18 protein-coding genes are annotated in these 16970 nt (G+C 67.7%); 9 read left to right on the top strand and 9 right to left on the bottom strand.

What is annotated here, in order from left to right; translation table 11 throughout:
• Positions 1–22 precede the first annotated feature (22 nt).
• The 3 genes from frr to ACZ6O0_RS26805 are packed head-to-tail and all read left to right on the top strand — an operon-like array spanning position 23 to position 2000.
• On the top strand, positions 23–577 hold the full coding sequence (gene frr, locus ACZ6O0_RS26815) for a ribosome recycling factor (protein ID WP_465768284.1): 555 nt from the start codon (positions 23–25) through the stop codon (positions 575–577).
• Positions 577–1419 (top strand): phosphatidate cytidylyltransferase, encoded by an 843-nt coding sequence (locus ACZ6O0_RS26810; RefSeq protein ID WP_465767745.1) that lies wholly within the window; start codon positions 577–579, stop codon positions 1417–1419. The genes frr and ACZ6O0_RS26810 overlap by 1 nt, the downstream gene beginning before the upstream one ends.
• Positions 1416–2000 carry a GNAT family N-acetyltransferase gene (locus ACZ6O0_RS26805; RefSeq protein ID WP_465767744.1) on the top strand — a complete coding sequence of 195 codons (585 nt, stop codon included), beginning with the start codon at positions 1416–1418 and terminating at the stop codon, positions 1998–2000. Before ACZ6O0_RS26810 ends, ACZ6O0_RS26805 begins: the two co-directional genes overlap by 4 nt.
• Here ACZ6O0_RS26805 and ACZ6O0_RS26800 read toward each other — a convergent pair.
• Together ACZ6O0_RS26800 and ACZ6O0_RS26795 are read right to left on the bottom strand one after the other, a co-directional pair.
• Positions 1977–2975, bottom strand: coding sequence for an LLM class flavin-dependent oxidoreductase (locus ACZ6O0_RS26800; RefSeq protein WP_465767743.1), 999 nt, complete (start codon positions 2973–2975; stop codon positions 1977–1979). The genes ACZ6O0_RS26805 and ACZ6O0_RS26800 overlap by 24 nt on opposite strands.
• A 31-nt stretch (positions 2976–3006) precedes the next feature.
• Positions 3007–3411, bottom strand: coding sequence for a MarR family winged helix-turn-helix transcriptional regulator (locus ACZ6O0_RS26795; protein ID WP_465767742.1), 405 nt, complete (start codon positions 3409–3411; stop codon positions 3007–3009).
• Positions 3412–3473: 62 nt separating this feature from the next.
• On the opposite strand from ACZ6O0_RS26795, the gene ACZ6O0_RS26790 reads away from it, so the two are divergent.
• The 4 genes from ACZ6O0_RS26790 (at position 3474) to rlmN (ending at position 6700) form a co-directional block, all read left to right on the top strand.
• Positions 3474–4382 carry an LLM class flavin-dependent oxidoreductase gene (locus ACZ6O0_RS26790; protein WP_465767741.1) on the top strand — a complete coding sequence of 303 codons (909 nt, stop codon included), beginning with the start codon at positions 3474–3476 and terminating at the stop codon, positions 4380–4382.
• 118 nt (positions 4383–4500) lie between these two features.
• Positions 4501–5178 carry a C39 family peptidase gene (locus tag ACZ6O0_RS26785; RefSeq protein ID WP_465767740.1) on the top strand — a complete coding sequence of 226 codons (678 nt, stop codon included), beginning with the start codon at positions 4501–4503 and terminating at the stop codon, positions 5176–5178.
• A gap of 34 nt (positions 5179–5212) precedes the next feature.
• Positions 5213–5509: an Rdx family protein gene (locus tag ACZ6O0_RS26780; RefSeq protein WP_465767739.1), complete on the top strand. Its 297-nt coding sequence runs from the start codon at positions 5213–5215 to the stop codon at positions 5507–5509.
• A 72-nt stretch (positions 5510–5581) separates the two neighbouring features.
• Positions 5582–6700 (top strand): dual-specificity RNA methyltransferase RlmN, encoded by a 1119-nt coding sequence (rlmN, locus tag ACZ6O0_RS26775; RefSeq protein ID WP_465767738.1) that lies wholly within the window; start codon positions 5582–5584, stop codon positions 6698–6700.
• On the opposite strand, the gene ACZ6O0_RS26770 is transcribed toward rlmN, so the two are convergent.
• Together ACZ6O0_RS26770 and ACZ6O0_RS26765 are read right to left on the bottom strand one after the other, a co-directional pair.
• Positions 6701–7396, bottom strand: a complete 696-nt coding sequence (locus ACZ6O0_RS26770; RefSeq protein WP_465767737.1) for an alpha/beta fold hydrolase — start codon at positions 7394–7396, stop codon at positions 6701–6703.
• 33 nt (positions 7397–7429) lie between these two features.
• Entirely contained in the window at positions 7430–8518 is a 1089-nt protein-coding gene (locus ACZ6O0_RS26765) for an LOG family protein (protein ID WP_465768283.1), read from the bottom strand.
• 72 nt (positions 8519–8590) lie between these two features.
• On the opposite strand from ACZ6O0_RS26765, the gene ACZ6O0_RS26760 reads away from it, so the two are divergent.
• Positions 8591–9880, top strand: coding sequence for an aspartate aminotransferase family protein (locus tag ACZ6O0_RS26760; RefSeq protein ID WP_465767736.1), 1290 nt, complete (start codon positions 8591–8593; stop codon positions 9878–9880).
• 41 nt (positions 9881–9921) lie between these two features.
• On the opposite strand, the gene ACZ6O0_RS26755 is transcribed toward ACZ6O0_RS26760, so the two are convergent.
• The 5 genes from ACZ6O0_RS26755 to ACZ6O0_RS26735 all read right to left on the bottom strand — a co-directional run bounded on the left by ACZ6O0_RS26755 (position 9922) and on the right by ACZ6O0_RS26735 (position 15076).
• Positions 9922–10818, bottom strand: coding sequence for an amino acid ABC transporter permease (locus ACZ6O0_RS26755; RefSeq protein ID WP_465767735.1), 897 nt, complete (start codon positions 10816–10818; stop codon positions 9922–9924).
• Complete coding sequence (locus tag ACZ6O0_RS26750; RefSeq protein WP_465767734.1) at positions 10815–11504, bottom strand: amino acid ABC transporter permease; 690 nt, start codon at positions 11502–11504, stop codon at positions 10815–10817. The genes ACZ6O0_RS26755 and ACZ6O0_RS26750 overlap by 4 nt, the downstream gene beginning before the upstream one ends.
• Positions 11505–11584: 80 nt before the next feature.
• Positions 11585–12421 carry a glutamate ABC transporter substrate-binding protein gene (locus tag ACZ6O0_RS26745; RefSeq protein ID WP_465767733.1) on the bottom strand — a complete coding sequence of 279 codons (837 nt, stop codon included), beginning with the start codon at positions 12419–12421 and terminating at the stop codon, positions 11585–11587.
• A 49-nt stretch (positions 12422–12470) separates the two neighbouring features.
• Complete coding sequence (locus ACZ6O0_RS26740) at positions 12471–13232, bottom strand: amino acid ABC transporter ATP-binding protein (protein ID WP_465767732.1); 762 nt, start codon at positions 13230–13232, stop codon at positions 12471–12473.
• Between the two features lie 152 nt (positions 13233–13384).
• Positions 13385–15076, bottom strand: a complete 1692-nt coding sequence (locus ACZ6O0_RS26735) for a sigma-54-dependent Fis family transcriptional regulator (protein ID WP_465767731.1) — start codon at positions 15074–15076, stop codon at positions 13385–13387.
• 182 nt (positions 15077–15258) lie between these two features.
• Between ACZ6O0_RS26735 and ACZ6O0_RS26730 the strand changes: the two genes are divergently transcribed.
• A complete protein-coding gene (locus ACZ6O0_RS26730; protein WP_465767730.1) occupies positions 15259–16893 on the top strand; it encodes a ferritin family protein in 1635 nt (544 codons plus the stop codon).
• Positions 16894–16970 lie beyond the last annotated feature (77 nt).

Here is a 16970-nt window from a genome sequence, read left to right as displayed (position 1 = left end):
TGAGGAAGCGAGGAATGTCGTGATCGACCAAGCTCTCCGCGAAGCCGAGCAGAAGATGGCGAAGGCCGTGGAGGTCGCGAAGGACGACTTCGCCGCGATCCGCACCGGCCGTGCGCACCCGCAGATGTTCGCCGGCATCCTGGCCGACTACTACGGCAGCCCGACGCCGCTGCAGCAGCTGGCCGGTTTCCAGGTGCCCGAACCCCGGACCGTGCTGATCTCGCCGTACGACAAGGGTGCGATGGCGGCGATCGAGAAGGCGATCCGCGACTCCGACCTCGGGGTGAACCCGGGCAACGACGGCGCGGTGATCCGGGTCGTGATGCCGCAGCTGACCGAGGAGCGGCGCAAGGAGTACATCAAGGTCGCCAAGACCAAGGCCGAGGAGGCCAAGGTCTCGGTGCGCAACATCCGCCGGCACGCCATGGACCAGGTGCACAAGACGGTCAAGGACGGCGACGCGGGCGAGGACGAGGGCAAGAGTGCTGAGAAGCGGCTCGACGGGTTGACGAAGAAGTACGTCGACTCGATCGACGAGCTGCTCAAGCACAAGGAAGCCGAACTGCTCGAGGTGTGATGGGCGTCGAGAGCACGCCCGCGCCGAGCCCGAGCCGCGCCGGGCGGAACCTGCCCGCGGCCATCGCGGTGGGTGTCGGCCTCGGCGCTCTGATCCTCGGATCGCTGTTCTGGCAGAAGGTCCTGTTCACCGTCCTGGTGCTGGCCGTCGTCCTGATCGCTGTCGACGAGATGATCAAGGCCCTGCGCACCGGCGGTGCGGTCATCCCGCGGGTCCCGGTGTTCGCCGGTACGGCGGCGATGCTGGTGTCGGCCTACTTCGGTGGACCGATGGCACTCTTGGTCGCACTCGCGATCACGGTGCTGGCGACGATCTTCTGGCGGATGCCGGGAGGATCGGTCGGCTTCGTCCGCGACACCAGCGCCGGGGTGTTCCTGATCGGCTACGTGCCGCTGCTGGCCGGGTTCGCGATCCTGCTGGTCCAGCCGGAGACGGACGGTCCCGAGCGGGTGGTCACGTTCTTCCTGGTCGTGGTCGCCAGTGACGTCGGCGGTTACGCGGCCGGTGTGCTGTTCGGCAAGCACCCGATGGCTCCGACGATCAGCCCGAAGAAGTCCTGGGAGGGCTTCGCCGGCTCGGCCCTCTTCTGTATCGGGGCCGGCATCGGGTCCGTCGTCTGGCTGCTCGACGGGGACTGGTGGGCCGGTGCGATCGTCGGCGCGGTCGCCGTACTGACCGCCACGGTCGGCGATCTCGGTGAGTCGATGATCAAGCGCGACCTCGGCATCAAGGACATGTCGAACCTGCTGCCGGGGCACGGCGGTGTGATGGATCGTCTGGATTCGTTGCTGGCCACGGCCCCCGCGGTCTGGCTGCTGCTGCACGTGCTGGTGAAGTCGTGACGGTCGCGCCGGACGGACGGTCCTTGGTGGGCGACGTCGTACGGCTGGATCGCTTGCAGGACGGCGATATCGAGGAGTTGTACGCCGCGATCGGCAACGAGCAGGTGTATGCCGGGGGATTCGGCGGCGGTGGTGTGCCGGAGAGCGCGGAGGCGATGCGGGCCGAGTGGATCCCGGCCGCGGAGAAGCGGTTCGCCTACGCGGTCCGGTTGGTTGCCGATGGCACGGTCGTGGGTACGTCGAGTCTCGGCGATGTCGACGTACCCAACGAGAGCATCCACCTCGGCTGGACCGGCTACGCGCCGGCGGTGTGGGGGACGGCGGTCAATCCGGCGACCAAGCTCCTGCTGCTCGGGCACGCCTTCGAGGACTGCGGATTCGGCCGGGTGAAGATCCAGACCGGGTCCAAGAACACCCGGTCGCAGGCGGCTATCGCCAAGCTCGGTGCGACGCGTGAGGGAGTGCTGCGCCGGCACAAGCGACTGGCGGACGGATCGTTCCGCGACACCGTGGTGTTCTCGATCCTGGCCGATGAGTGGCCCGAGGTCCGCAAGCGCCTAGAGGCGCGCATCAACCGGTAGCGCGAGTTCCGCAAGAGCTGCGTACGACGCCAGCAGGTCGGCGCGCTCGTACGTGTTCGTGGTGATCAGCACCTCGTCAGCGCCGGTACGACCTACCAGACCGCCGAGTGCCGCATCCACCTCGTCAGGTGTGCCGTAGATCTGACCGCGGAGCGACTGGTCGAAGAACTCTTGCTCGCGAGCGGTCAGGTCAGACGGCACGGTCGGCTGCAGTGGCGGGAACACACCGCGGGTGCGTGAGTACGCGCTGGCCCATGCCTCGGGCAACAGGATCTGCCGGGCAGCTTCGGTGGTGTCCGCGACCGCCGCGGTGACGGCGAGGATGACGTAGGGTTCCGGCGCCCAGGCCGATGCTTGGAAGGTCGTGCGGTACTGGTCGAGGGTCGCAAGCACCTCAGCCTCGGAGCGAGCGGCGAGGACCACCGGCAGGCCCAGCGATGCTGCGATCGCAGCGCCTTCGCCGACCGCGAGGATGAACGGCGGGATGTGCAGACCTTCGCCGGGACGCGCGTGGACCTGGTTCTGCTGCGTGCCGGCGAGGAAACCAAGGAGCTCGCGGACCTGCTGCGCGAAGTCTTCGGTCGCGTCCTTCTCGACGCCGAGAGCGCGACGGATGCCGTTCGTGAAGCCGACCGAGCGGCCGAGACCCATGTCGATACGGCCCGGGTACAGCGACTCCAGCACCCCGAACTGCTCGGCCACCACGAGTGGCCGGTGGTTCGGCAGCATCACGCCGCCCGTGCCTACCCGGATCTGTTGTGTGCGGGCAGCGACCGCGGCCGCCAGCACTGTGGGAGCGGAGCCGACCACTCCGGGGACGCTGTGGTGCTCTGACACCCAGAAACGCTTGTAGCCAAGCGCTTCGACCTGTTGCGCCAACTCGACGGTCGCCCGCAGTGTCTCGGCTTCCGTCTCGCCCACCCGCGTTCGCGAGCGGTCCAGGACGGACAGGGGAACGCCGGACAGGGAAGCCATGATGCACAGTCCAACGGCCGTGTCCGGGCCCTCATTCCCCCAACAGGTCCCGTAGATCGGAGCGGAAGCGGTCGCCGTCGCGCAGGGGAGCGAGGAACTCGCGTTCGACCTCCAGCCGGATCCGCTCCGCCGTTTCGAAGGTGGACTCTCCGAGTGCGGTCAGCACCACCACGTTGCGGCGCCGGTCCTCCGGACTGCGCCGGCGTTCGACGAATCCGCGCTCCTCCAGGCCGTCGAGCAGATCACCGATCGAGGTCCGGTCGACCCGCAACCGGGCGGCCACCTCGAGCTGCGACAGCGGATCCCCGGCCGCGACCGCGGACAGCACGGCCAGATCGCGGCCGTTCAGCCCGTACGGCGCCAGCGCCTTGGTCTGCGCTTCGGTCAGCCGCGCGAGGACGTGTTTGAGCAGATACCCCAGCCGGTCCGACGCCATACGGGCAAATCTACCGGGAAGCTGATCGTCAGGAGAGCTGATCATCAGTTACCCTGACGATTATGGAACTGACCTTCGGTCTGAAGACCACCCCGATGCACGTCCCGTACGCCGACATCCAGCGCGTCTGGCGGGAGGCCGACGAGATCCCGCAGATCCGCGACGCCTGGCTCTGGGACCACTTGCTCCCGCTCGTCGGCCCCAAGGACGGGGACGTACTGGAGGGCTGGACGCTACTCACCGCGCTCGCCGCGCAGACGATCCGGCTCCGCCTCGGTCTGCTCGTCACCAGCAATCGGATCCGGCCGCCGGCGGTGCTCGGCAAGATCGCCAGCACGCTCGACGTGATCTCCGGCGGACGGCTCGTCATGGGGCTGGGCGCGGGCGGTACGCATCAGCCGGCCGGTACGGGCGGCATCCCCGGACCGAACCCGGCGGTCGCGGAGTACGCGGCGTACGGACTGACGCTGGTTCCGCCGGGAGAGGGCGTGGATCGGCTGCGCGAGACGATCGAGATCCTGCGCGGGATGTGGACGCAGGACGTCTTCGACTACCACGGGCGGTACTACACGCTGGAGCAGAACCGGAACGAGCCGAAGCCGATCCAGCGCCCCGGTCCGCCGTTGCTGATCGGTGGATGGGGCAACCGGATGATGCGGCTGATCGCGGAGCACGCCGACATCTGGAACATCAGCGGACCGCCACACACCGACTTCGCCGTCCTGGAAGACCGGGTACGGCGACTGGACGCCGAGTGCGCGCGGATCGGCCGCGACCCGGGCGCGATCGGCCGGTCGCTGCAGCAGATCGTCTCGTACGACGATCCGGCCGCGACGCGCGCGATCGTCCAGCGGGCCGTGCGACTGGGGTTCGATCACATCGTGCTGTCGCTGCCTCGGCCGTATCCGGAGCGAGCCGTGCACTGGCTGGTCCGGGAGATCATCGAGCCGGTCGAGGAGGCCGCCGCCTGATCTGTTTCGACCTCGATGGAAAGGTTGTCAGATTTTCACCATGCATCGCCCTGATGTGTAAACATCAAACGAGGGATGATCCGCCCCGGTCGTCCCCACGCGAGGCTGAGGAGCTGACATGAGGAGGAGCAGCACGAAGTTCAAGGCCGCACTCGGCGGTCTGACCCTGGTCGCGGCAGCAGCCATGCCGCTGGCGTCCACACCGGCGATCGCCGTACCGACCTCGATTTCGGCCGAGTCGGTCGCGGCCGCGAAGGCGGTGCCGACGCTCGGGTCTTCGACGCAGACCCTCAAGACGCTGAACATCGACTTCCAGTACCAGCAGACCGGCTACTGGTGCGGTCCTGCCGCAACCCGGATCGCGCTGTCGGCCCGGATCTCGCCGCCGAGCCAGCAGCAGCTGGCCAACGAGCTCCCGACCACCACGAACGGCACCGACTGGATCGGGCAGGTGACCCGGGTGCTCAACAACCACCTCGGCACCGGTTGGTACGAGACCAAGGAGATGCCGAACGACCCGCCCGCCCAGGCGCAGCGCGACCTGCTCTGGCGGGACGTCGTACTGGACATCGACAACAACTACCCGATCGTCGCCAACATCGTCGCCCCGGCGAGCAACCACCCGCCGGGCTACCCGAACTACACGATCTACCACTACTTCACGGTGATCGGGTACGACTCCAGCGACATGACCGTCCTGATCGCCGACCCGGCCGGCTTCGCCCCCACGGCGACGTACTGGCTCACCTTCAACCAGCTCGCCACCCTCATCCCGCCGAAGGGCTACTCGGCCTGAGGTCAGCTCTCGTCACGGCGATACCTTTGTCGCCGTGACGAGAGAGCCGCGGTTGGAGATCGAGTACTGCACGCAGTGCAGGTGGTTGCTCAGGGCGGCGTGGACGGCGCAGGAACTGCTGACCACGTTCCCGCAGGAACTGGGGGAGGTCGCGCTGGTTCCGGGCAGTGGTGGGGTGTTCGACGTCAGCCTGGACGGGGAGCTGCTGTGGTCGCGGAAGACCGAAGGCGGGTTCGCCGAGATTCCACTGCTGAAGCAGATGGTGCGTGATCGGATCGCCCCCGGCCGCAAGCTCGGGCACTCGGATCGCAAGGAGCCGGCCGGCGAGTAGGCCTGTGATCCTCGGCACGTGGCGGATGTGAATTTGTGAACCATCGCCGCGGCAAGCGACAATAGGTCGGTTATGACTACCTCCCTTCCTCTTGTCTTCGATGAGCCGCGCCGTGCCAAGAAGCCGCCGCGGCACCTGGCCGACCTCACCGGGGAGGAGCGGCGTACGGCGGTCGCCGCGCTGGGGGAGCCCGCGTTCCGGGCCAAGCAGCTGTCGAACCACTACTTCTCCCGGCTGGTGTCCGACCCCGCCGAGATGACCGATCTGCCGGCCGCGACCCGCGACAAGCTGGTCGCCGACCTGATGCCGCCGCTGCTGAACCGGGTCCGCGACCTGGAGTGCGACAACGGGCAGACCCGCAAGACGCTGTGGAAGCTGCACGACGGTTCGCTCGTCGAGTCCGTCCTGATGCGGTATCCGGACCGCGCCACGATGTGCGTCTCGTCGCAGGCCGGTTGCGGGATGGCGTGCCCGTTCTGCGCGACCGGTCAGGCCGGGCTGACCCGCAACATGACCACGGCCGAGATTGTCGAGCAGGTCGTCGACGGTGCGCGGGCGCTCGCGCGCGGTGAGATCGCCGGCGGGCCCGGGCGGGTCAGCAACATCGTCTTCATGGGCATGGGCGAGCCGATGGCCAACTACAAGGCCGTGATCGGCGCGGTCCGGCGGTTCACCGATCCGTCGCCCGAGGGTCTCGGGATCTCGGCGCGCGGTGTGACGGTGTCGACCGTCGGCCTGGTGCCGCGGATCAACCAGCTCGCGACCGAGGGGATCCCGGTCACGCTCGCGCTGTCGCTGCACGCGCCGGACGACGAGCTGCGCGACGAGCTCGTGCCGATCAACAACCGCTGGAAGGTCGACGAGGTGCTCGACGCGGCCTGGGGGTACGCGCGGCAGACCAAGCGTCGCGTGTCGATCGAGTACGCGATGATCCGCGACATCAACGACCACGCGTGGCGGGCCGACCTGCTCGCGGAGAAGCTGTCCGCCCGCGGCGACTGGGGCTGGGTGCACGTCAACCTGATCCCGCTGAACCCGACGCCCGGCTCGAAGTGGACCGCCTCCGACCCGGCCGACGAGCGCGAGTTCGTCCGCCGCCTCGAGGCCGGTGGCATCCCGACGACCGTCCGCGACACCCGCGGCCAGGAGATCGACGGCGCCTGCGGACAGCTCGCCGCCGCCAACAAGTGATCACGCGAGGTTGCTGAGGACCTTCGCCAGCGCTGCGGGTTGGGAGAACATCGGCCAGTGGCCGGTGGGTAGCTCCGCGAGCTCCCAGGACGGCGACGTGAGTTGCTCGGCCACGTCGGACGACGGCGTGGCGCCGTCCATCAGGCACTTGATGTAGGTGGTGGGGAGCTCGCCGATCGGCCGGACCAGTTGGGCCGGCTCGGTGATGGACCGGCCGGGGTGCGGCGTACTGCGGGAGACGATCAGGGTGATGGTTTCGTCGGAGAGGTCCTGGCCGACGTAGTCCTCGGGCGTCAGGGGCGGCCAGTAGCCGCCGGACTCCTCCATCTGCCCCCGCACCCACGCCTGCCCCTCCTCGGACCAGCCGTCGACGAACGACTTGCCGTCGGTGGGGATGTTCGAGTCGACGTACACGACCCGCCGCAGCCGGTCCCCGATCCGCCCCGCTGCCTGGCCCGTCGGGATCCCGGAGTAGCTGTGGCCCGCGAGCACGACGTCCTGCAGGTCGTGCTCCTCGATCATCGCCACGATGTCGTCCACGTGCTGCTGCTGACCCGCGTCCGGCCCCTGCCGCTCCGCGAGCCCGCTCAACGTCACCGGATACACCTCATGCCCCTCAGCCCGCAGCGCCGAAGCCACCTCGTCCCACGCCCAAGCCCCCAGCCAAGCCCCCGGCACCAACACAAAGTTCGTCATGCGCCGCACCGTAAACCACCCCACCGACAATCCTCACCGGACGAGGTCGGTGGCTTCTTCGATGGTGTTGACCAGGTGGATGGAGTGGGTCATTGGGCTGTCGGTGGCCAGGGAGTGGAGGAGGGGCCAGACGGGGAGGGTGGTGGTCCAGTGGGTGATGCCGACGAGGATGAGGGGGATCTGCGTGGCTGCGTCGCCGTAGTAGTTGGGGGTTGCGGCTTGGAAGACCTCTTGGACGGTGCCGGCGGCGCCGGGGAGGTAGATGATGCCGGCGCGGGCGCGGCTGAGGAGGACGTCTTCGCGCTGGGCGTTGGAGAAGTACTTCGCGATGGCCGAGGCGAACACGTTCGGCGGCTCGTGGCCGTAGAACCAGGTGGGGATCGACACACCGCCGTCCCCGGGGAGCTCACGCCGTACGGCGAGACCCGCGGCGGCCCACGCGGCCACGGAGGGCCGGAACGACGGTACGCGCGCCAGCCCGGTGAGTGCACGGTCGACGGCGGCGTCGTCGTACCCGGAGAGTGACGCGCCGAGGTTGGCGGCCTCCATCGCGCCGGGGCCGCCGCCGGTGACCACCATCCTCTTCCGGCGGGCGAGCGTACGACCGAGCAGCACCGCGGCTCGGTAGTTGTCGTCGTCCCGCAGTACGCCGTGACCGCCCATCACACCCACCCAGGGCTTGTCACCGGGTAGATCGTCGAGCGCATCGGCGATCGCGTGGTCGTGCAGCGCGGCAGCGAGGGTCCGGCTGGTGTCACCCTTCTCGTCGTGCTGCCGGGACCAGGCGTAGATCCGGGCGTCCGGTGTGGCGTCGTACCCCTGGTGGAGGCCGGCGTACAGCTCCTCCGCGTCGTACAGCGTGCCGCGGTAGGAGTCGAAGGGCAGGGACGGGATCGCGGGGAACACCAGACCGCCGCCGTCGCGGATCCAGGTCTCGGCCTTCTCCTCCAGCGCGCAGCCGAGGAACAGGCCGCCCATGGGACGCAGCTGCAGCAGCTCCGCCGTCCGCCCGGTCAGATCGACCGACTGCACCCGCCATCCGGCCATCGAGGTGGCCCCGGCGGCCACGATCCGGTCGAAGTGCTCCAGCGACTCGATGTCCACGTGCGGAATGCTCGGCATTGTCACGCAGAGCACCCTAACCGCGATAGATGCCCACTATGAGCGAACGGCGCGATGAGGTAATGCTTAGACATGACACATGCGGAGCTCTGGGAGCGTCACAAGGCCGTCATGCCGGACTGGCTCGCGTTGTACTACGAGGAGCCGATCGAGATCGTGCAGGGGTCCGGCCGCCGGGTCACCGACGGTGAGGGCAACACCTATCTCGACTTCTTCGCCGGCATCCTGACCAACGCGATCGGCTACGACATCGCGGAGATCTCCGAGGCGGTGCGCGAGCAGCTCGGGACCGGGATCGCGCACACCTCGACGGTGTACCTGATCCGCAAGCAGATCGAGCTGGCCGAGCAGATCGCCGAGCTGTCGGGCATCCCGAACGCCAAGGTGTTCTTCGCGAACTCCGGCACCGAGGCGAACGAGACGGCACTCCTGCTCGCCACCCAGAACCGCCGCTCCAACCAGGTGCTGGCGATGCGCAACTCCTACCACGGCCGCGCCTTCGGTACGGTCGCCATCACCGGCAACCGCGGTTGGTCCGCGAGCAGTCTGTCGCCGGTGAACGTGCAGTACGTGCAGGGCGCGTACCGGTACCGCAGCCCGTTCCGCGACCTGCCCGACGCGGACTACGTCAAGGCCTGCGTCGACGACCTGCGCAACGTCATCGAGACCACCACCGCCGGCGATGTCGCCTGCCTGATCGCCGAGCCGATCCAGGGTGTCGGCGGGTTCTCGTCACCGCCCGACGGCCTGTACGGCGCCTTCAAGGAGGTGCTCGACGAGTACGGGATCCTGCTCATCTCCGACGAGGTGCAGACCGGGTGGGGGCGGACCGGTGAGCACTTCTGGGGGATCCAGGCGCACGACGTCGTACCCGATGCGATGACGTTCGCGAAGGGACTCGGCAACGGGTTCGCGATCGGCGGAGTGGTCGCCCGGGCCGACCTGATGGACAGCATCAAGGCGAACTCGCTGTCCACCTTCGGCGGCAACCCGATCTCGACCAGCGCGGCGAAGGCGACGATCGACTACCTGCTCGACCACGACCTGCAGGCGAACGCGGCCAAGCGCGGCGCCCAGCTGGCCGACGGGCTGCGCGGGATCTCCGAGGAGTTCCCCGAGCTCGGCGACGTTCGCGGCAAGGGCCTGATGCTGGCCGCCGAGATCGTCAAGCCGGAGGACCGGGCACCCGACGCGGCCAGCACCGCCAAACTCCAGCAGGAGACCAAGAACCGCGGCCTCCTGATCGGCAAGGGCGGTCTCTACGGCAACGTCCTCCGGATGGCCCCGCCGATGACCCTGACCGAAGAAGAAGCCGCCGAAGCCCTCGACATCATCCGAGACTCCTTCAACACCCTCCGCTGACCAGAGAAGAGCCCCTCCGGGAAGGAGGGGCTCTTCGTGTGTCAGACCGGGGGGATGGCTCCGGCGGCTGCGGTGGCGACGGCGGTCTGGTCGATCTGGTCGGGCGGGATGGGGCCGCCGGCCGAGCGGCCGCGGCGGCGCGTCAGCGCTTCCACCCGCTGGGCGAGCAGGCCGAGCAGGTAGTTCAGGATGACGAAGATCGCGCCGACGACGATCAGGGCCGGGAGCAGGTTCGACTTGTAGTTGCCGATCTGCTCCGCCTTCCGGAGCAGTTCCTCGTACGTGATGATGTAGCCGAGCGCGGTGTCCTTGAGGATGACCACGAGCTGGCCGACGATGGCCGGCAGCATCGCGGTGATTGCCTGGGGCAACAGGATCAGCCGCATCGTCTTCGCGTTGGTCAGGCCGATCGCCATCGCCGCCTCGCTCTGCCCCTTCGGCAACGAGTACACGCCGGAGCGGACGAGTTCGGCGACCACCGCGCCGTTGTACAGCGTGAGGCCGGTGACGACGGCGGCGAGCGCGAGCCGCTCCGGCGGGACGACCTCGTAGTGCGCGTACAGGGCGTAGGTGAACAGCATCATCAGCAGCACGGGCACCGCGCGGAAGAACTCGACGATCACGCTGCAGGGCCACCGGATCCAGGCCGCGACAGACAGGCGCCCGACCCCCAGCAGCGTCCCGAAGACCAGCGCCAGAACGACCGAGATGGCGGCGGCGGTGAGCGTGCCGATCAGGCCGGGGATCAGGTACTGGGTCCAGATCTCACCGGTCAGGAACGGCGTCCACTTCGCCGCGGTGAGCTGCCCCTTCTCGTCGAACTTGTCGATGACGAACCACAGCACCAGGATCAGGACGATGACGCTGCCCACGCCGACGGCGGCGTACAGGCGCTTGGCGCGCGGGCCGGGCGCGTCGAACAGAACGCTGCCGCTCATCGCTTCACCGCCAGTCGCTTGGACATCGAGGTGAACAGGATGCCGACCGGCAGGGTGAGGATGACGAAGCCGATCGCGAAGATGCCGAACACCACGAAGATCACGTCGGGCCGGTTCTCCATCATCACCTTCATCACCGCGGACGCCTCCGTGACACCGATGACGGAGGCAACCGTCGAGTTCTTGGTCAGCGCGATCAGCACGTTGCCCAGTGGCGCGATCGCACCCCGGAAGGCTTGCGGGAGCACGACGTACCGCAGCGTCTTCAGGAACGGCAGGCCGATCGCGCGCGCCGCCTCGGCCTGGCCCAGCGGCACGGTGTTGACACCGCTGCGGATCGCCTCGGCCACGAACGACGCGTGGTACACCGACAGGCCGAGGACGGCGAGCCGGAAGTTGTTGTCGGTGATGAACGTGTTCGAGTCCTTGTTCGCCAGCGAGACGCCGAGCTGCAGGAACAGCCCGAGGTTGCAGAACACGATGACCAGGGTCAGCGGGGTGTTCCGGACGATATTGACGTAGGCGGTGCCGATCACCTGCAGCACCCGAACCGGGGAGACCCGCATCACCGCCACCCCGGTGCCGATCAGCAGCGCGAAGAACGCCGACAGCAGCGTGAGGTAGATGGTCGTCCGGAAGGCTTGCAGACCGTCGTACTCGACGAAGAACTCCGAAATCACGTCCATGTTTCTCCAGCTGGGAACGAGGTGGAGATCAGCACGCCGGGGAGAGACCGCGCGAGCGGCCCCTCCCCGGCGATGTCAGATCAGGCGCAGGCGTCGAAGGTCTTCGGCGGGTTCGTCGCCGGGTCGAGCTTCAGACCGGACGGGCCGAGGTTCTTGTCGAAGGCCTTCTGCCACTCACCGGAGTCGACCATCTTCTTCAGCGCGTCGTTGACCTTGGTGCAGGTCTCGGTGTCGCCCTTCTTCAGGCCGACGCCGTACCGCTCGGTCGAGAACGTCTTGCCGACCACCTTGAACTTGCCCTTGTTGGCTTCCTGGGAGGCGTAGCCGGCCAGGATGGTGTTGTCGGTGGTGACCGCGTCGATCGCGCCGGCGCCGAGGGCCTCCACGCACTTGGAGTAGGTGTCGTACTCCTGCAGCTGCACGGTCTTGGCGAACTTGTCCTTGACCTTCTGCGCCGACGTGGAGCCGGTCACCGAGCACAGCTTCTTGCCGTTCAGCGTCTCCGGACCAGTGATATCGGTGTTGTCGGCCTTGACCAGCAGGTCCTGGCCGGCCGTCAGGTACGGACCGGCGAACGAGACCTTCTCCTTGCGGGCGTCGGTGATCGAGTAGCTCGCGAAGATCATCTTCACCTGGCCGTTCTGCAGCAGCGTCTCGCGCTGTGCCGACGGCGATTCCTTGAAGGTGATGTCGCCGTAGCCGAGCTCCTTGGCGACGTAGTTGGCGACGTCGACGTCCATCCCGGTGTAGTTCGCGCCTTCCTTCAGGCCGATACCGGGCTGGTCGAACTTGATGCCGATGGTGACCTTCTCGCCACCGCTGGATCCGGAGCCGGAGCTCGAGTCGTCGCCGCAGGCCGCCAGTCCGGTCGCAGCCAGACCCGCGATCCCGAGGGCAGCGATGATTCGCTGTCGCATTGTCATTTCCTCCGTTGGTTCGGTACTGCGCTGGGAACGGCCAGAGCGGTCAGTGGGTGAGGATCTTCGACAGGAAGTCCTGGGCCCGCTTGGTCTGCGGATCGGTGAAGAACTTCTCCGGCTCGGCTTCCTCGACGATCTGCCCGTCGGCCATGAAGACGACTCGGTTGGCCGCCCGGCGGGCGAAGCCCATCTCGTGGGTGACCACGACCATGGTCATGCTCTGACCGGCCAGGTCGACCATCACGTCGAGGACCTCTTTGATCATCTCCGGGTCCAGAGCCGAGGTCGGCTCGTCGAACAGCATCACCTTGGGATCCATCGCCAAGGCGCGGGCGATCGCAACCCGCTGCTGCTGACCACCGGACAGTTGCGCCGGGTACTTGTCGGCCTGGGCACTCACCCCGACCCGGTCCAGCAACGCGCGGGCCTTCTCGTCCGCTTCCGCCTTGGACAGACCGCGCACCTTCGTGGGACCGAGGGTGACGTTCTGCAGGATCGTCTTGTGCGCGAACAGATTGAACGACTGGAACACCATGCCGACGTCGGCGCGCAGCTTGGCCAAGGCCTTGCCCTCGCTGGGCAGCGGCTGGCCGTCCAGCGTGATGCTGCCGTTGTCGATCGGTTCCAGCCGGTTGATCGCGCGGCAGAGCGTGGACTTTCCGGACCCGGACGGACCGATCACCACGACGACCTCGCCCTTGGCGATGGACAGGTTGATGTCCTTCAGGACGTGCAACTCGCCGAAATGTTTGTTGACGTCGGTCAGCGCAACCAGACCGGTTTTCGTCAAGGTACCGGAATCGCTCATGGCCAGAACCTAGCGGAGCCTAGGGTTCGGTCGCAGCGCTGAGTGGTTCCACGGTGGTAACGATCTGCAATATATGGGGCGGCCTGTGATCGAATCCTCACAGGCCGTTCATCTGTATTACCGGCTGATATTAACCGGTCAACAGCGACCCGTCAGGTGACGATTCCGTACTCGCGGATCTTGCGGTAGATGGTCGCCCGCGACATCCCCAGTGCGGCCGCCGCGGCCTGTTTGTCGCCGTCGTACATGGACAAGGCGTCGACGATCGCGTCCCGTTCGAGGGCTTCGATCGGGGTCAGTTGGCGGCGGGTGGTGGCGCGGCACTCGGGTGGGAGGTCGGCGAGCTCGACCACGCCGGAGCGGCGTCGGCGGGCGACCGCGGTGAGGACTGCGCGAAGGTGGGTGATGTTGCCCGACCACGGCAGTCGCATCAGCTGGTTCATCGTCGTGGTGGAGAACGTCAGACCGCTGATCCCGGCCTTCGCCAGCAGCGATCGAACCAGGGCCGGAATGTCTTCCAGGTGGTGCCGCAGCGGCGGCACCTCGATCGTGCGCGGGAAGAAGGCCAGCAGCCGGCCGGCGATCTCGGACCGGTCCGCCGGACGGGTCAATGCGACCCAGGCGTCCCCGGCGATCGCGCCGTCGCGGACGTTCTGCAGCAACTCGGTGAGCCCGTCGAGGACCTCGCCGCTCACCAGATGCGCCCGCCGGATGATCAGGTCGGCTCCGGACTCCAGCTCCGCCCGCGCCTCGGCCAGCAGGTCTTCGCCCGCCACCTCGGGATCGAGAACGGCCAGCCGCCGGCTCGGTGCCACATGCCGACGGACCGCGCGCAGCAGGGACAACTTGCCGGCCCCCGGCTCGCCGTCGGCGATCAGCCACTCGGACCGGCTGCACGCGTCGAGCATCTCCTGGGTGACGTGCTGCCAGACCGCACTGGTCCCGGTCGTCCCGGGAACCAAGGGGAACCGGGCGACTTGCTGACTGCGCGCCGGCGGCCGTTGCTCCTTGATCTGGATCACCCCGCCGGCCAGGGTGTCGCCGACGAACGTCGGCCGGTACGCCATCCGCGCGGTCGTCCCGCTCGGCAGATCGGTCACGAAGACCTGTGGCTTCGTGCCGCCCCGCGCGTCGCGGGTGCGGTCGATCAGTGCCGCCTGGTCGATCGCGTCGAACCGGGCCTGCGCGTAGGCGTTCATCATGAACACCTCGTCGCCGAGCGCGAGCACCGGACCGCCACTGTGCCGGCAGGCGGCGTAGTAGTCGCTCAGCAGGGCGTGGTCGAGCGCGTTCGCCTCCTCGACGACCCGTTCGTGGATCCGCCGGGCGGCGAGTTTCGCGAACGACAGCAGGATCGAGTTCGAGTTCCGCGCCTGGGTGGTGATGTCCAGTACGCCGAGCAGCCCGCCGGTGATCGGATGCGTGATCGTCGCCCCGGCACACGAGAACATCCGGAGTTTCCCGTTGTAGTGCTCGGCCCCGTGGACCAGGATCGGCCCGCCGACCTCGAGCGCCGTACCGATCCCGTTGGTCCCGACCTCGGACTCGGCGTACTGGAACCCGGGCGCGAGGTCGACGGAGTCCAGCCGCCGGAGCAGGGCGGGGTCGCCGCCGCGGCGGTCGAGGACGACGCCCTTCGCGTCGGTCAGGATGATGCAGACGGGCTCGTTGTGGAGCTCCGACGACAGCGCGTCGATCACCGGCCGGGCCGCGCGCATCAGCGTGGTCTCCCGGTCGATCCGGTCGAAGTACGTCGGAGCCGGGCGGTCGATGTCCACCCGGGAGGCGTGCGAGCGCTCCCATGAGACCCGGATGGGGTCCCGGACCGGCAGTGCAGCGTCCATGGCTGCCTCCTTCACGTCCGTCACCAGCGGAACTGCCCTCCACGGTAGCGGTCCGATGTGTGACCGCCATCTCACATTGAGACACAGATCCGCCCACCTGACGGCTTTCATCCCTGTTTAACGCAGCCCGCCGTACCGCAGGAGCCGCCGGAGACGCCGGCTCCCGATCATGGAGGCACACATTGAGCAGGCAGAGTCTCACCAAGGCGCACGCCAAGATCACCGAGCTGTCGTGGGAACCGACCTTCGCGACGCCGGCGACCCGGTTCGGGACCGACTACACGTTCGAGAAGGCGCCGAAGAAGGACCCCCTCAAGCAGATCATGCGCTCCTACTTCCCGATGGAGGAGGAGAAGGACAACCGCGTGTACGGCGCCATGGACGGCGCGATCCGCGGCAACATGTTCCGCCAGGTGCAGCAGCGCTGGCTGGAGTGGCAGAAGCTGTTCCTCAGCATCATCCCGTTCCCGGAGATCTCGGCGGCCCGGGCGATGCCGATGGCGATCGACGCCGTGCCGAACCCGGAGATCCACAACGGGCTCGCGGTGCAGATGATCGACGAGGTCCGGCACTCGACGATCCAGATGAACCTCAAGCGCCTGTACATGAACAACTACATCGACCCGGCCGGGTTCGACATGACCGAGAAGGCGTTCGCGAACAACTACGCGGGCACCATCGGCCGGCAGTTCGGCGAGGGGTTCATCACCGGTGACGCGATCACCGCCGCGAACATCTACCTCACCGTGGTGGCCGAGACGGCCTTCACCAACACGCTGTTCGTGGCGATGCCGGACGAGGCCGCGGCCAACGGTGACTACCTGCTGCCGACGGTCTTCCACTCGGTGCAGTCCGACGAGTCCCGGCACATCAGCAACGGCTACTCGATCCTGCTGATGGCCCTGGCCGACGAGCGCAACCGGCCGCTGCTCGAGCGCGACCTGCGCTACGCGTGGTGGAACAACCACTGCGTCGTGGACGCGGCCATCGGCACCTTCATCGAGTACGGCACGAAGGACCGTCGTAAGGACCGGGAGAGCTATGCGGAGATGTGGCGCCGCTGGATCTACGACGACTACTACCGCAGCTACCTGCTGCCGCTGGAGAAGTACGGCCTCACCATCCCGCACGATCTGGTCGAGGAGGCCTGGAAGCGGATCGTGGACAAGGGCTACGTGCACGAGGTGGCCCGGTTCTGCGCCACCGGATGGCCGGTCAACTACTGGCGGATCGACGCCATGACCGACAAGGACTTCGAGTGGTTCGAGTCGAAGTACCCGGGCTGGTACTCCAAGTACGGCAAGTGGTGGGAGAACTACAACCGCCTCGCGTACCCGGGCAAGAACAAGCCGATCGCGTTCGAGGAGGTCGGGTACCAGTACCCGCACCGCTGCTGGACCTGCATGGTGCCGGCGCTGATCCGCGAGGACATGGTGGTCGAGAAGGTCGACGACCAGTGGCGCACGTACTGCTCGGAGACCTGCTACTGGACCGACGCGGTCGCGTTCCGCAGCGAGTACGAAGGCCGTCCGACCCCCAACATGGGCCGGCTGACCGGCTTCCGTGAGTGGGAGACCCTGCACCACAACAAGGACCTGGCCGACATCGTCCAGGACCTCGGGTACGTGCGTGACGACGGCAAGACGCTGATCGGCCAGCCGCACCTGGACCTGGACGACCCGAAGAAGATGTGGACCCTCGACGACGTCCGCGGCAACACGTTCATGAGCCCGAACGTGCTGCTGAACGAGATGTCCGACGCAGAGCGCGAGGCCCACGTCGCGGCGTACAAGGCCAACGGCACCCGCGCGGCCTGACCCACCCCCGAGCCGGCTGGTGGCGCCGCGGACGCATCGGCGCCACCAGCCGTTCCACCCCAGCCTGAGGAGGCCCG

The organism is Kribbella sp. NPDC048837 (genome assembly GCF_055586945.1).
The sequence above is the reverse complement of the archived record's forward strand: the minus strand, read 5'-3'. Positions and strand labels throughout refer to the sequence as shown.

Bases quoted from the DNA above. Each gene is read 5' to 3' on its own strand.
- ACZ6O0_RS26790 (WP_465767741.1), top strand. From the start codon at position 3,474: ATGGAACTGACCTTCGGTCTGAAGACCACCCCGATGCACGTCCCGTAC.
- ACZ6O0_RS26765 (WP_465768283.1), bottom strand. From the start codon at position 8,518: ATGCCGAGCATTCCGCACGTGGACATCGAGTCGCTGGAGCACTTCGAC.
- ACZ6O0_RS26810 (WP_465767745.1), top strand. From the start codon at position 577: ATGGGCGTCGAGAGCACGCCCGCGCCGAGCCCGAGCCGCGCCGGGCGG.
- ACZ6O0_RS26755 (WP_465767735.1), bottom strand. From the start codon at position 10,818: ATGAGCGGCAGCGTTCTGTTCGACGCGCCCGGCCCGCGCGCCAAGCGC.
- ACZ6O0_RS26745 (WP_465767733.1), bottom strand. From the start codon at position 12,421: ATGCGACAGCGAATCATCGCTGCCCTCGGGATCGCGGGTCTGGCTGCG.
- ACZ6O0_RS26760 (WP_465767736.1), top strand. From the start codon at position 8,591: ATGACACATGCGGAGCTCTGGGAGCGTCACAAGGCCGTCATGCCGGAC.
- ACZ6O0_RS26750 (WP_465767734.1), bottom strand. From the start codon at position 11,504: ATGGACGTGATTTCGGAGTTCTTCGTCGAGTACGACGGTCTGCAAGCC.
- ACZ6O0_RS26795 (WP_465767742.1), bottom strand. From the start codon at position 3,411: ATGGCGTCGGACCGGCTGGGGTATCTGCTCAAACACGTCCTCGCGCGG.
- ACZ6O0_RS26770 (WP_465767737.1), bottom strand. From the start codon at position 7,396: ATGACGAACTTTGTGTTGGTGCCGGGGGCTTGGCTGGGGGCTTGGGCG.
- ACZ6O0_RS26735 (WP_465767731.1), bottom strand. From the start codon at position 15,076: ATGGACGCTGCACTGCCGGTCCGGGACCCCATCCGGGTCTCATGGGAG.
- rlmN (WP_465767738.1), top strand. From the start codon at position 5,582: ATGACTACCTCCCTTCCTCTTGTCTTCGATGAGCCGCGCCGTGCCAAG.
- ACZ6O0_RS26800 (WP_465767743.1), bottom strand. From the start codon at position 2,975: ATGGCTTCCCTGTCCGGCGTTCCCCTGTCCGTCCTGGACCGCTCGCGA.
- ACZ6O0_RS26740 (WP_465767732.1), bottom strand. From the start codon at position 13,232: ATGAGCGATTCCGGTACCTTGACGAAAACCGGTCTGGTTGCGCTGACC.
- ACZ6O0_RS26785 (WP_465767740.1), top strand. From the start codon at position 4,501: ATGAGGAGGAGCAGCACGAAGTTCAAGGCCGCACTCGGCGGTCTGACC.